The 14,964-nt window shown below is 36.9% G+C and carries 11 protein-coding genes and 1 pseudogene; 7 read left to right on the top strand and 5 right to left on the bottom strand.

Features of this window, described 5'->3' with window-relative positions; all coding sequences use genetic code 11:
- The first annotated feature begins 255 nt into the window (after positions 1-255).
- Positions 256-3,015, top strand: a complete 2,760-nt coding sequence (locus FIB07_00765) for a hypothetical protein (protein NJD51381.1) — start codon at positions 256-258, stop codon at positions 3,013-3,015.
- A 72-nt stretch (positions 3,016-3,087) separates the two neighbouring features.
- Here FIB07_00765 and FIB07_00760 read toward each other — a convergent pair whose 3' ends face one another.
- A complete protein-coding gene (locus tag FIB07_00760; GenBank protein NJD51380.1) occupies positions 3,088-5,301 on the bottom strand; it encodes a hypothetical protein in 2,214 nt (737 codons plus the stop codon).
- Between the two features lie 198 nt (positions 5,302-5,499).
- Between FIB07_00760 and FIB07_00755 the strand changes: the two genes are divergently transcribed.
- The 6 genes and pseudogenes from FIB07_00755 to FIB07_00730 all read left to right on the top strand — a co-directional run bounded on the left by FIB07_00755 (position 5,500) and on the right by FIB07_00730 (position 10,258).
- Positions 5,500-6,516 carry a hypothetical protein gene (locus tag FIB07_00755; protein NJD51379.1) on the top strand — a complete coding sequence of 339 codons (1,017 nt, stop codon included), beginning with the start codon at positions 5,500-5,502 and terminating at the stop codon, positions 6,514-6,516.
- Complete coding sequence (locus FIB07_00750) at positions 6,513-7,046, top strand: acyltransferase (protein ID NJD51378.1); 534 nt, start codon at positions 6,513-6,515, stop codon at positions 7,044-7,046. The genes FIB07_00755 and FIB07_00750 overlap by 4 nt, the downstream gene beginning before the upstream one ends.
- Positions 7,036-7,959, top strand: coding sequence for a GNAT family N-acetyltransferase (locus FIB07_00745; GenBank protein NJD51377.1), 924 nt, complete (start codon positions 7,036-7,038; stop codon positions 7,957-7,959). Before FIB07_00750 ends, FIB07_00745 begins: the two co-directional genes overlap by 11 nt.
- 77 nt (positions 7,960-8,036) lie before the next feature.
- Positions 8,037-9,200: a glycosyltransferase family 2 protein gene (locus tag FIB07_00740; protein ID NJD51376.1), complete on the top strand. Its 1,164-nt coding sequence runs from the start codon at positions 8,037-8,039 to the stop codon at positions 9,198-9,200.
- 24 nt (positions 9,201-9,224) lie between these two features.
- Positions 9,225-9,326 (top strand): annotated as a pseudogene (locus FIB07_00735) (hypothetical protein).
- 149 nt (positions 9,327-9,475) lie between these two features.
- The gene (locus tag FIB07_00730; protein NJD51375.1) at positions 9,476-10,258 is read left to right on the top strand and encodes a hypothetical protein; all 783 of its coding nucleotides are present in this window, start codon (positions 9,476-9,478) and stop codon (positions 10,256-10,258) included.
- Between the two features lie 26 nt (positions 10,259-10,284).
- On the opposite strand, the gene FIB07_00725 is transcribed toward FIB07_00730, so the two are convergent.
- The 4 genes from FIB07_00725 to FIB07_00710 all read right to left on the bottom strand — a co-directional run bounded on the left by FIB07_00725 (position 10,285) and on the right by FIB07_00710 (position 14,942).
- Positions 10,285-11,457, bottom strand: coding sequence for a glycosyltransferase (locus FIB07_00725; GenBank protein NJD51374.1), 1,173 nt, complete (start codon positions 11,455-11,457; stop codon positions 10,285-10,287).
- The gene (locus FIB07_00720) at positions 11,454-12,470 is read right to left on the bottom strand and encodes a glycosyltransferase (GenBank protein NJD51373.1); all 1,017 of its coding nucleotides are present in this window, start codon (positions 12,468-12,470) and stop codon (positions 11,454-11,456) included. The genes FIB07_00725 and FIB07_00720 overlap by 4 nt, the downstream gene beginning before the upstream one ends.
- Positions 12,471-12,483: 13 nt before the next feature.
- On the bottom strand, positions 12,484-13,668 hold the full coding sequence (locus FIB07_00715; GenBank protein ID NJD51372.1) for a methyltransferase domain-containing protein: 1,185 nt from the start codon (positions 13,666-13,668) through the stop codon (positions 12,484-12,486).
- Positions 13,669-13,757: 89 nt separating this feature from the next.
- Entirely contained in the window at positions 13,758-14,942 is a 1,185-nt protein-coding gene (locus FIB07_00710) for a methyltransferase domain-containing protein (protein ID NJD51371.1), read from the bottom strand.
- Positions 14,943-14,964 lie beyond the last annotated feature (22 nt).

Below are 14,964 nucleotides of genomic sequence, written 5' to 3'. Positions count from 1 at the left end.
GCTATTATCATAAGCCCCACTTTTGTAATATGCTACTTGATTATAGAATTTGTGGGTTCTTTTTTTCTTAAAATATGTTTAAAGCGTTAGAATCCATAGAATTGAATAAATATCCAATATCCACTCTTTAATTCTTGAAATAAATCACGGTAATTCTTTAAAACTTAAAAAACTTAGAAAAACTGTCAACATGTTTAAATAAAATTGAAATATCTGATTATAAGTTCTTACAATGTAAAAAGGTGATTAGAATACATGAGTTATACAATTATGCGGCAAAATTCTGAAGAAGTTATTAAAAATGTTTTAAGAAATTGTCCAATAAACAATAAATCCATTCTCAGCATTATGTTATTATTAATATTAGCGTTTGGGGGAATGGATGTAGCAGGTGCTTCAGAAGGACAGCCTTTCAATCGTTTGCTTTATGTAAATGAATGGGGAGGCGCACTTGATACCACAGCAAAAATAGACAAGATTATCTCGGATGCTGTTGCCATAAAGGCTGATGCTATTGCAGTACAGGTAGGTAGTGAATATTTTGAAGCAACCCGCGACCCGGTAAATAAAGCAAGCTGGGATGATCGAGCGAAGCCGACATATAATGGATTACCCATGCTTGAATATTTTATTAAGAAAGCTCATGCAAATAATATACAGGTTCATGCGTGGTCTGCCGTTAGCATCGTTAGTGGTTCATTCAGGGCAGAATATAGACTTTTTGGCCCTTCTGCTAATTATCCATTTAATATAGTTACCCAATCCGGGAGTAAAATTAAATCAAATTCATATTACCGCCTGGATATATCATTCAAAGAACTTCAAGATTACGAAATAGGTTTGTATACATGGGTAGCGAAACATTATCCAACTCTGGATGGGCTTCATATTGAAGAACCCGTTCTTTTGCATTATTCATATTCAACAGCAGTGCGTGAAAAGGTAAAAAATAAATATGGTTATGACCCGCTGTATCCTGGAGGAAGAACCCAGTTACAGGTACAAAAAGATATTACAGATATACAAAGAGATTCATGGAATACATTTTTCACAAGATTAAGAAACTCTATAAATGCCAACAAGGCTAACCCTGATTTTCAATTATCTGCAAACAGCTGGATTATTTGGTATAGCTCAGCAACTATCGCCGGACTTGACCCGCAATATCTGGCTAAAAATAACCTGATTGATTGGTATTCGCTTCAAATTGGCGGTAATACTATGGACAGTTTCGGGAAAAAAGTTCAGGATGCTTCAAAAGCCATTCCTGAGATCCCCATAGTCGCAACAATATATCCGTATTATCATTCTTCTACAGGAAATTTGCCAAATCCTGTATTTTTCGATAGGGCTGCAACTGCGTGTAAATACGGTGCAGACGCTGTGGGTATCTTCTCCTGGGTCTATTTAGCGGGAACTATAAACGGACAGAATATCATGAATACTTTGCGGGGCATTCCTACGTCTTCCTGTGGAACATCAACAGTCCCGACAAACTCTCCGACAGCTACCCCCACACCAGTTATAGTTCCAACGGTCGCAACCCCAACACTCTCTTATAATTCAGGCACTTATTCAAGCCCACTGAGTATCTCGATCTCAACAAGTACTGTCGGTGCAACAATACACTATACTACGGATGGCACTACACCAACCGAATACTCTCCAGCATACTCAGGCCCGATCACTATTTCCTCAACTAAAACTTTGAAAGCAAGAGCATGGAAATCGGGATTAACACCAAGCGATATAGTCACAGCAACATATACTATTAGCCCACCGGATACAAATTTGACACCTACAATTATCAACAATGCGGGATTTGAATCAGGAGACAACTCATGGACATTCTACACGAATGGCCTGGGAACATTCAGTATTGTATCTCCGGGCTATAAGGGAAACAATGCTGCGAAGCTCTATTTAAAGAGTAGCGGATCGAACATCCAGTTATATCAAACGGATATAATATTGGAACCTAACACACAATATCGTTTGAGTTTTTCGGCTTATTCCACAACCGGACATGGAATGAAAGTTCGTTTGATTCAGCATGATTCCCCATATGATCCATACGGTCTGGATTTTATACCTGATATGGGAACAAGCTGGCAGACCTTTACGACTGAATTTACTTCAAGCGATTTTGCAGGTACAGTGAATGATGCACGCTTGATGTTCTTCATTGGAGATTTTGCAGAAGCAGGAGACATTTATTATATAGATGATATCCGACTGGAGAAAGTCATACCTCCGGAAGTGATCGAAAATTCGCCAACAGGAAAGAACGTTTCTGTAGAAGAGAAGATAACGGTGGAATTCAGTAAGGCGATGGACAAGTCATCGGTGCAATCATCATTCTCCACTATTCCGGAAACAACAGGTGATTTCAGCTGGTCGGGAAACAATATGACTTATACCCCTGTGAACCTTTCATACAATACAGTTTACAATGTAATTATTGGAAATGATGCAAAGGATTTATCCGGCACTAATATGGCTTCACCGTATAACTGGCAGTTCACCACGGATTTACGCCCAGCCAATAATTTACTCAGCAATCCAGGGTTTGAATCGGGAAGCACATCCTGGTTATTCTACACAGGTGGCTCCGGGACATTCAGTATGTCCTCTCCAGGATATGAGGGGAACAATGCTGCAAAGCTTGCTTTGAGCAGCAGCAGTACAAACATACAGTTGTATCATACAGAAATAACATTGGAAGCGAATACCCTCTATCGGTTGAGTTTTAAAGCATATTCTACAACAGGGCATGATCTGACCATGAAGTTGATCAAGCATGATTCACCATATACTAATTATGGTCTGGATTTTACACCAGATCTTGGAACGAACTGGCAAACCATTACAACTGAATTTAAGACCAGCAGTTTCTCAGGAACAGTGAATGATGCACGTTTGACGTTCCAGCTTGGACCATTTGCCTCTGCCAGGGATATATACTACATTGATGATATACGATTGGAAATGATCAATGACAGCAATACGGTATGATTGGGTTTGTAGATACTTTCGATAAATCGAAAGTATCTTTTCTTTTTTAATTGTTTAATAATATAATATTTGTTAAATAATATTGCTACTCACCAAAATTAAATCCGAAAGATCTACTTTTCCATCTTCATTTACATCATAAATCGGGTAAGGTATTGCTGTATTCTCACCAAAATGAAGAGAGACTTCAAACAGATCATACTTATTCACGATGCTATCATTGTTTATATCATAGATACTATTGGTATTTTCGACCTTCTCCAGTCTTATATCATCAATATAATATCTATCTCCTGGAGCAACAAACTGCCCAAGCTGGAACATCAAACGTGCATCATTCACTGTTCCTGAGAAACCATTTGTGGTAAATTCAGTTGTAAAGGTTTGCCAGTTCGTCCCAAGGTCTGGTGTAAAGCTCAAACCATAATTTGTATATGGCGAACTATGTTTGATCAAATTCACTGTCAGGTCATGCCCTGTTGTTGAATATGCTGTAAAACTCAACCAGTAGGGGGTATTTGGTTCCAGTGTTATCCCTGTCTGATACAACTGGATATTCGAACCACCACTGATCAATGAAAGATTGGCAGCTTTTGTCCCGTTGTATCCAGGGGATATTGTACTGAAAGTCCCATTTCCGCTTGTATAGAACAGCCATGAAGTTGTACCTGATTCAAAACCCGGGTTCCTGACAAGATTAATTGAAGAGGTTGATACAACTGTCAAAGTTGCAGCATTGCTCACCACGCTACCAAAAGAGTTCGTCAAGTTTACACGGAACGTTGATCTGTCCTCAGATAAGTCTGTTACAGTAATATTGTAAGATGAACCCGTCGCCCCAGGAATATTCACGCCATTCTTCTGCCATTGATATCCCGGCGACGCTCCTGTAGCCACCACGCTGAATGTGGCAGCCTGCCCTACAGCACTTGTTTTATTTGCAGGATGAGAGGTAATATTTGGGAGTCCCGAGGACAAGCTGTCAGCATTCAATCCAATTGGATTGAATGTGCGTTTAGTTTTTGGTAAGTTGTTTCTTAACCATTCATAGGGAGAAACAGATGATACAGATGGAACTCGATTCCATAGAGGTGGATATGTATTATAATTTAAAAATCCAGCGGCATAAATTATTTCTGATGTCCCACCAAGTGATGATATGGCTGATATTTCATCAAAGAATAATGGATTCAGGTACGTACCGTTTAGGGCGCTATCCGTAATATACGTTATCGCAGAATGATAAATATCAGGAGTGCTTCTAACATTTTCTTCCAAATAGTTTTTTTGTGTGGTGAGAGTATAAGTTCCAATTTTATCTGGTGATGTACGCTCAGTTAGCCATAAATCAATATATTTATTTTTATTTAAATCTGTAAGATTTATTGAGTATGAAGCACATCCATTTCCAAGAACACAACCTGAATTGTACGAGGTCTGATATGTCTGTGCCGCGATCAAAAAATAAGGATATTTATAATCATTTCCTAATGATGAGATGCTTTCCCGGAGTTCTTTGAAGAACAATGTCATTCCCTTTTCTCTCTCATGAAGCATATCAAGTAAAACCGGATTTGCATTAGGAGGCGAGTTTTCAAATGGATATGAATACATGTTTATATCATAACCATGTTCTTTTAAAATACCCTCTCTTCCTGACCATTCAACTCCATATCCGGTATTAGTGGTTCCTGCTAACCACAGGCCAGGTTCTTCGATAAGAACTCCATCGAAATCAAAATTGCTTACTGCATATTTTATTAATCCGATTCTTTTTGCTCTGGCTTCAGGATAGTTGAAATCCAGATAATTCGTCCCGGTACTTTCTAAATTAGTTCCATTTTTATCTTTAGGGAAATACTGTGTGCCAAAATACCCTTTACATGAACTATCTCCCGTAAGTGTCATTTTATTAGCCGGGGAAAGTAAAATAACCGTAATGTTTCTACTATGTGCATTTGCTAAGAAATCCACAAGAGTTTTCTTTGTTCTACCCAGTGAGTCATAGTATCCCTGTCCTGGCGCAATCTCTTTAACAAAGAAGCATGTCCCCCACGGCATAACGATTGAGTCCGCATTGATATATTGAGCCCTATCAAGTAGCCCATTATAATATTCAGGAGTGTTCTGGATATTCCAATAATGTTCCCATAATGCCCTGCCGATTACATTTTTTGACATATCAGGTGATGCATTTGCTGGTGGTAATGTAGTTGCCACTATTATAATGGCAATTAATGTAGCTTTAAGGATGTGATTAGTTGAGTTATATTGTATATTTTTCATGTTATCTCCTTCTGTTAATAGTATTTTTTTCAACCTTTTGCCTTTATTCAGGAGAACACATGAACATGCATTTCAAAGATATGGCCATAAATATTATTATAATAGAATACGATATTGAGTTTTTTAAGGCTTCTCAATATAAATAAACCTAATAAGTTAATAGAGATAAGTACTAAATAGACTTAATTAAAAGAATTTATGAATGAAGTAATAGTTATTATTTGTTGTGACACAGAACCGGATCAACCACAATATGGCGGTCTGGATTACGATGTGCATTTTGGAAAACACACGTGGAAAGGCATAGAGGAAGGTATCCCTGAAGCTAAAGAAATTTCTAATTCTGTTGAGGATACGAAAGGGCATAATGCTAAAATAACATGGTTTCTCAGATCCGATGACCAGATGAAAGAGTTATATGGAGATCCAGCATGGATGGTAAGAAATTTCATGGATAAATGGAAAAGCCTTGAATCCGAAGGGGATGAAATTGGCTGGCATCCTCACCTGTGGAGATGGAATGAATCCATAAAAAGCTGGTATCCTGAACTGGAAGATCGAATATGGATTGAAAATTGTATGGAAGAAGGATACAAAGGATTTCCAGAAGAGTTTAAATTGACCAGCAGCAGGATGTGCTGGAATTTTCATAGCAATATCACAATGAATAAGATGGATGAACTCGGATTGAAAGTGGATATTACAGGAATGCCGGGGCAAAAATCTATCAAACCAGTAAATGACTCACCGGATTCTCTTTACTATGATTGGGAAATTACTAAAGATCCACCATATTTTCCATCACAGTCAGATTATCGTAGAGAAGCGGATATGAATGAGCGATCTTTGAACATTCTGGAAATTCCACTGACAAATTTTGAGATATCATTATCCTGGCAAATTAAAAGGATACTAAAAAGATTTCTCAGGCCAGGCAGGGGATATCCTTTAGGAAAAAGAAATCCGGCTAAAATAGATGATCATCCGGATTTTTTTAAGTCCTGTGTTATAAGAAAGTTCTTTGAAAGTAAGGAAAATAATTGCATGACCTTTTTGGTTTCATATTTCCATGCAGATGAATTGACTGGAAAAGATTCATTAACATCGACTTACTTTAAGAGAAATCTGAAATATATACATGAAGCTTCGAGAAATTATGGCGTTCCCTTTAGATTTCTAACTGCAAAGGAAGCAGCCGGAGAGGTTATGAAATGAAAATTCTAAGAACAATAAAGAGAATTTTCTTGTATATAGCAGAATATATTCCGGTCCCATTTGGAGCTTTCCGGATGTTGCTCTATAAATTAGCAGGCCTGAAGATGGAAAAAGGAGTAACAATTGAGTACGGTGTGCATATAGGTGGTAATTTTGAAAATGTTTACCTTAAAGAGAATGTAGAGATCGCACAGGGCGTTTATTTGCATGCATATGACAGGATAGAAATTGGCAAAAACACTGCAGTTGGACCTTTTGCAAAGATAATTACAAACCAGAACTCCAGGTTAGAGGTCAATAAACTTAACAGGTTCTATAAGCCGTTTAAGAAACCTATAGTTATTGGAGATAACGTGTATATCGGTACTGGCGCAATTATTCTGCCAGGTGTGACTGTTCATGAGATGGCAGTTGTGGGAGCTGGTGCAGTGGTTACAAAAGATGTTACTTCTTTTACTGTAGTGGCCGGTGTTCCTGCCAGAGTTGTGAAGAACCTTGCTAAAAAGGAGAATATGCAATATGGAGGATAAAAGTATCGCAGAATGGAAAAGCGGAGAAATTTTCCAGAATAATGAATATGCCGGTTTATATGCAAAGCATAGAAATTACATATTTATAAAGGTATTAGAAAATACCGGTTTTTTAATAAAAAGACCTGTAATAGGAACCGTAAAAGCTAACGTATTTTACTATAATGGTAATGTGGATGAATTCATTGATGGATGTTATTTGCTTTCGAAAGAAAAAAACATCCCCCTAATAGAGATACAAACTTCAATTACGGATAAAGCATTCTTACAATTCCCCCATAAAAATAGTGGAACTTATATAATAAATCTTCATGATGATATCGAAACGTTATGGAATAATTTGAACAAAAAAGCAAGGAATCAAATAAGGCAGGCTAAGAAAAAGAATGTTGAGGTGGTAATAACAGGCAGCGAAAAAGATTTTTTAGAGTGGTGGGATATATATTCAAAGACCGCTGGCCGTAAAGAGTTTATTTTAGAATCATATAATTTTACTAAAGAGTTATTTGAAAACAAAACGATTTCGCGGCTTTTTGTTGCAAAAATAGGGAATAAAATTGTTTCTGGCAATCTGATTTTATTATCCAGTACAGGAGTGATATGGAAATTGGGGGGCTCAAACCATGAATTTTCGGAATTCAGACCAAACCATTTACTTCAATGGGAAATTATTGAATGGTCAAAAGAACAGGGGTATTCATATTATGATATGGGGGGGGCATTACCTCCACGATATGATGCTAATGGTGTACCGATAGATGAAGGAAGTGGAGAAGGCCCAAGTTCATTCAAGAGGAAATTCGGTGGAGAGTATAAAGAAATTTATAAGTTTCAGATAATAACGAACAAATTAAGATATAAAATTAATACGGCATTAATAAATGCGCGATTTAAATTAATGAGACATTTGTAAATTGGTGACAGGAAATCTGTAATTAAATGACAGGGATATGGAAAAATTTGTAATAAAACAGGGGATAAATAAGTCCGATGAAATTAAATAACAAAATTATATATTTTATGATCCTATCATATATATTACTCAGTCTATTTGACATTGTATGGAAATATACTATATTAATAATTTTATTTGTTTATATATTAATAAATATTCTGCATCTCAAGCCTCTTAAAAATATTGATACAATCGAAGAACCTTCGACATTCCCGCTTGTTTCTATAATTATCCCGGCATGGAACGAAGAGGGCACCATAAAGAGAAGCATATTAAATATATTAAAATCAACATATACTAATTTCGAATTAATTGTTATCGCTGGCGGAGAAGATAAAACATTTGAACTTGCAGATGATCTTTCTAAGAAAGATAAGAGGATAAAGGCAATCAAACAGGAGCCTCTCGGAAAGAGTGCGGCTTTAAATAAAGGTTTGAAACATAAACAGGGCGAAATAGTCATATTCCTGGATGCTGACAGCCTTGTTGATGAAAACTGGCTAAATTACCTGGTTAAACCGATTATTAACAAAGAGGCAAACATAACAGTTGCTGATTTCAAACCTTATATAGAAAACTGGGTAACAACATGGTATTCTTTATATCATAGTTATCTGAGATATGTAACAGATAAAAAAGGCTTTTTTGGAGGTTCAACTGCATTCGAAAGTGCCGTTTTTGATAATGGAATCGTGCTTGATGACAAAGTTATTGCAGATGATTATTATTTGAATATTCAATGTGCAGACAAATATAAAATAAAATTCGTTAAAGACAGCGTAGTAAGAACAGATATTCCCGGCACTTTTGCTGGATTTTTAACCAATGGAGTAAGATGGGTCAGGATATTATTGCATACCACATTACTCTACAACAATAAAAGAAAAAATGTCTTATTTACGCTCCTGAATGCAACTTATTTCACATCAGGGTTACCTGTATCCCTTCTTCTTTACTATATAATAGGTAATAAAGCCTCATTTATCTTTTTGGAAGTATGGTTCATTTATTTCTCACTTGTAATCCTGTTAAATGTAATTAAACCCCTGGCTTTATACAGGATCGATGGAAACGGAAAATGGTTAAAATATGGGTGGGTTGCCCTGGTTTTTCCAATCTTCGTATATCTTGTATATTTTTATGCAATGCTCACATATAAAAAAGTAACACCATTTTTCAAAGGATCAAGGAAGTTTTAACAGCATTTTCAAAAATGATAGGAGATAGTTATTGGAAATAATGTCTGGATCGGAGCAAGGGCGATAATTTTAAAGGGAGTTAATATCGGAGACAATTCGATCATTCATCAGGAATACCGTGGGTAAATCAATCCGGTTTAGAGAGTTCTAATTTTTCTAATGAGTGAGATTGATATATAAAAATCTTTTCAAGTCCAAAATGTATATTTTTGATAGAATAAGCATAAATATATTAGTATATGATATAGTCATTCAGCGTTAATTGAAAGGTATTTATGATAAACCAGGTCAAAAATCTTGTTCGGAAAAATAAAATATTCATTCATACACGTCTATTCTCCAGGCGAATGTCTGATTCCTGGAAATATGTTCCGGTTAAAGAATATGCAAATATCAGGAAGCTCCTTCTATTCTGGGAACTTTTTCCATATTCCCAGCAAAATTATGCAAGCCTTTCAAATGTTTATGATCTCGCTAAAGTAATAGAAAAGAATAACACCAGGGGAAGTTTCGTTGAATGCGGCGTATGGAAAGGCGGGTGCGCTGCGGTTATGGCTATTATTGCTGATAAAGCCGGGAACAACAGGAAAATCTGGCTCTTTGATTCATTTGAGGGGATGCCGGAAGCTACGGGAATGGATTCGGGAGAGAATGCCATGGAACTGGCTGAAGGCAAAATGAGTGGCAAATTAACTCCTGTGGGTACGAATATCGCTCTAATAGAGGATGTTAAGGAATTATTTTTTGAAAAATTAAATTTAAATAAGAGTAATATAATCTTTGCAAAAGGCTGGTTCCAGGAGACAATCCCGAAATACAAAGATCAAATAGGTCAGATCGCTATTCTTAGAGTTGATGGGGACTGGTATGAGTCAACAAAAACATGTTTAGAGAATCTCTATGACCAGGTTATTGAAGGAGGATATATAATAATAGACGATTATGGCTTTTTCCCGGGATGTAAAAAAGCGGTCGATGAATTTATCAGTATGAGAAACCTGAAAGTAGAACTAATAAAGATCGATTATTCGCGCGTATATTTTAAAAAATTGAATTAAAAAAATTATACTGTATATTCGGATAGTCATTTAGTGGAGGAATTATAATAAATCTGACTCAATTTTTCTCCATACTGATCCCAGGAGTATTTTTCTTCCACCAGTTTTCTTCCATTTTTAGCAATATATCTTGCATATTCCGGGTCATTTAATAATTCATTGATTCTATCAGGGAATTTACTGATATCATCCTCTATTATCAGGTGCTTTCCATTTATCACATCAATGCCCTCCGCGCCGATCGAGGTTGAAATTACAGGCTTTTCCATGGCGAAATACTCAAGAATTTTAAGGCGTGTCCCGCCACCGATACGCAATGGGACTATACAGACATCCGAATTAGAAATAAACGGCCTTACGTCAGGCACCTCACCCGTTAAGAAGATATCAGTGTGTTTTTCGATGTCCTTCAGGGTACTGATGGGATTTCTTCCTACAACATAGAGTTTGACTTCAGGGATTTTTTCTTTTAAAACTGGATATGCATCCCTGCAGAAAGATTTAACTGCATCTACATTCGGATACCAGTTCATAAGACCGGTGAACACTATGTTCGGGCTAAAGTCTTTCCGTTCAACAGGATAAAAATAATCCAGATCCGCACAATTGGGCAGCATCATTATATTTTGCGCCCCCATTGCTCCGAGCCTTTTACTATCGTGTTCAGAGACACAGATGCAGGAATCAAAACTCCTGACAGCATCCTGTTCGAATTTCTTATTTTTAAGATAGTCAAGGAAAGTCAAAACCGACTTAGTACTGAATTTATTTATAAATGTTCTATATAATATATCGGATTCGATATTATGTGCATCATATACTTTTGGAATGGTTGAAATATTTTTCACGTACGCCGACATTAAAAGCGATTCAACATGGAGAATCTGGAAATTATTATGATTGATTATATGAGAGATCTGCTCTTGAATTTTTGTTGAATAACAACTTAACATTGTCTCATAAGGGTTCCGGGATAAGAGTGATCTTAGCCGCCCATATTTTTTCGCCAGGAATGGTAATGGATAAACGGTACAATATTTTTCCAGTCCCATTACATCTTTAATTTCACCGGGACGAACTAAAAATAATACGGAGATATCGTGGTATTTTGATATTGTTTTAATTAAATTAAAATTTCTGATTTTTGCTCCACTATTCGGCGGGTAGGGCGGATTCGGTGCTAAGAGAAGTATATTCATAATTTATTTTTTTTCCTGACAGGATTCAAATAATATATGGCAGCAAATTTCAGTTCCATGGCCATCTGCCTGGAATGGGATCGCAGCCAGTTCATTAAATGTCCATAGCAGCATACTCTTTCATAAAAGGCCAGGGAAAAGCGATTTGTTGAATTGAAATATTCAAAAAAAAACCTCCAGTGCGGAAATGATATCTGTCCTCCCTTTGACGAATCGAACCAGACACTGCGATGGTGCATATCCGGGTGCGCCCTGACAGAGCGCTCTGCATGGTCCCTGTTGAAAAAAAGATATTCGGGAATCTCAAAGAACCGACCGAGCAGGCTAAGTTCGGCAAGTAAACCCAGGTCAGAACCCGGATAAGATTTGATAAGTGAAGTTTTCCTGAGCACATCGGACCGGATCAATCCGAATACCTCAAAACACATCGGATGAAAGAATATGGCGTCACCGAACCGATCCTGGGGCTTCACGGAATTAACACTCAGTTTTCTTGCTAAGTAGCGTCTGCTGAATGGAAGATTGAATCGGATTTTTTTATTGGTTTGGTTGGTATTCAGCTTAAGAATGTAGTCTGCAATGACAGTCCCATATTCATCGATGATCTCAGTTCTGGAACTGCAAAGCACAATTGAATTATCTTCCTCAAGAACTTTTATGCACTTTGATAGATAATCCGGAGCTATGAGGTCGTCATGTGCAGCCCATTTGAAATAGGCACCTGAAGATAAACTAAATACGTTATTAAAGTTCCAGGCAGCACCGCGATTTTTCTCAATCCTGTGATAACGAATACGGGAATCTTTCTTTGCGTATGCCTGACAGATTTCCTGCGTTCTGTCCGTGGAGGCGTTGTCAGAAATTACCAGCTCGAAATCCGTAAACGTCTGGGCCAAGATTGAGTCCAGCGCCGCCTCAAGATATTTTTCACCATTGTACACTGGTAAACCGAAACTTACTGGAACTCTGGATTTTTTATTATTATATTTTTCTCCTTCTGATCCCGGATTCATTTTTTTATCAACCTCAAACAAATATCAATTGTGCTGATACTCCTAAACCATTCATTATCTGCTGGATTTCATTTTTATATATTGCATTCATTATTATTATTTTATCAGGCTGGTATCCTCTCAGGAACTCAGGTGAACATATTTTCTGGCCTGTCCCCGGAATATATTTTCCCTGTTTACGGGGATTGATATCAATGACATATCCTATCTGCTTTTTGGCCCCGATCATATTCAAGAACGTGACACCTTTAGAGCCGGCTCCCCACAATACAATCTTCTGTCCGGACTGTTCAACAGTTTTGATTTCTTTCTTCCAGGTTCTTATTTTAGTATGGAATTTCCTTACAAACAGGTCCAATAAAAGTTTCATATTGGATTCATATCCTGTTTTTCGGCTGGATTGCGAAGTACCAGCTATAGCCTCTATGAAAAGAAATTGACCATTATATGAATCGTTTAATGCACAAATCGAGAATCCGCATGAAGCGAATAAATAAGCAAGTGATCGTTTGCTGAAAAATGACCTATGCTCATAAATCAGGTCCCATATTCCAAGATCCTTCAAAGTATAATCTGCATTCGGGACCTCAAAAAAAACAACTGTACGATTATCACCTATCATTTTGCGAATTTCAGTCAGAAAATCAACCGGAGATTCGATATGTTCCAGGACCTGCCGGCAACATATGAAATCAGCCCTGTAATCCAGGTATCTTTGCGAATAAAAATCTTTAATGAAAGTAATTTCCGGATCAGGGCAGGGTGTCTCCCCGACATTTTCATAACTGGAATCAAATCCAACTCCCCGGTTTTTGCCGGTTTTACATAGCAATTTTAAGAAATCCCCTTTTCCGCATCCTATCTCAATTATACTTTTTCCGTGTAAATTGTAGGTTTCTGTCAATCTATCTGCCAATTCTTTAGCATAACCCTGGAAAATTTGAGAAAAATGTAATGAATTTTCATATTGTTGCGTATATTCCATTAGCCTGGGGTCAAAAGCACAATTAAAAATATGTTCACAATCTTCACAGAACATTAAAATAATATCGGACCTTGGAGCGTTCAAAGCATCGTCGCTTGTTTCCCAGAGAAGGTTGCAATGGACGGGGACATCCGGAATCTTAAGAAAAACATCAGTATTTGATGATCTGCAGACAGGACATATACTTTCTTTGCAAGCATTCTTATTATTCACTATATCCTTATTCACTATATTCTTATTATTCACTAACATCGGCTCATTCGAATTATGTTCAATTTTCTTTTTTCCATGCTCTAAATTTGTTAAACGGATTTTAGTTCTGCAGTAACATCCATTTTATCAAGAGTCTCCTGGATTTCATTACGATAAATTGGATTCATAACTATAATTGTATCAGGCTTGTACTGAATTAAAAACTCCGGGGCAATGACCTTTTGCCCTGTACCTGCCATATATGTTCCATGTTTTTTTGGATTGATATCAACTACATATTCTATCTCTTTAAGAATGTTGAGAGTGGTTAGAAATGCAACTCCTTTGGAACCTCCTCCCCAGAGGACTACTTTGCGGCCTTTTTTCCTTGAATTTTCAAAGTAGCTTTTCCACGTATTTAATTGTTTCTTACAGTTCTTAGAGAAGATATCAACCTGGCTTTTTAGTTGCACTATATCCTCTTCCGCTGGTAACAAATTAGGTTTCCCTCCCTGGCTTAACCGTGCTCCCAACATTATATACTGATCGTCATAATCAATATACAGATCCGTAATTTCAAAACCGTTATTTCTAAACAATCTAGCCAGGGATCCCGGACTGAAATACGAGCAGTGTTCATAATATATGTCCCAGAATGCCTGCTCTTTCAGGATTCGCCTGACATCGGGAACCTGGAAAAATACTGTGGTATCAGGTTTGTTATGAATTGATTTTTTAACAGTTCTTATAAAATCAGCTGTTTCATATATATGTTCAAGTGTCATTCTGCAGCAAAGGAAGTCACATTGAATATCAGCATATTTTTCTGAATAAAAGTCTTTTATGATGGAAACGTGGTTTTTTTCAAGATTATCATTGCGTCCTGGTATATAAGCCGGATCAAAGCCCCTGCCGCGATTATTCCCAAGCTCGCAAAGCATTGATAAAAACTCCCCCTGACCACATCCGATTTCAATTATGTCCCTGCCATGAAGATCATAGCGATCAATTAAACTCCGGGCTAATTTCCGGGCAAATAGATTAAAAGTTGTTGAATAAATTTGTGTTGATTCATATTCATTTGAATATTCATGGACACTTGAGTCAAATGAAACGTTTGAGATAAAACCACATTTTTCACAAAATCCCAGTTCAATATCTCTTTTCGGATATGTTATGGCTTTCTCCTTGGTTTTTAATAATTGTACACTATGAATAGGTATGTCTGCAATTTCATAAATTATGGATGGCATTTCCAATGAGCCACAATTCGGACATGATCTTTTTTCTAACATTGTAATTCCTTTCATTAGTAAA

The organism is Candidatus Methanoperedens sp., assembly GCA_012026795.1.
Taxonomy (GTDB): domain Archaea; phylum Halobacteriota; class Methanosarcinia; order Methanosarcinales; family Methanoperedenaceae; genus Methanoperedens.
The sequence above is the reverse complement of the archived record's forward strand: the minus strand, read 5'-3'. Positions and strand labels throughout refer to the sequence as shown.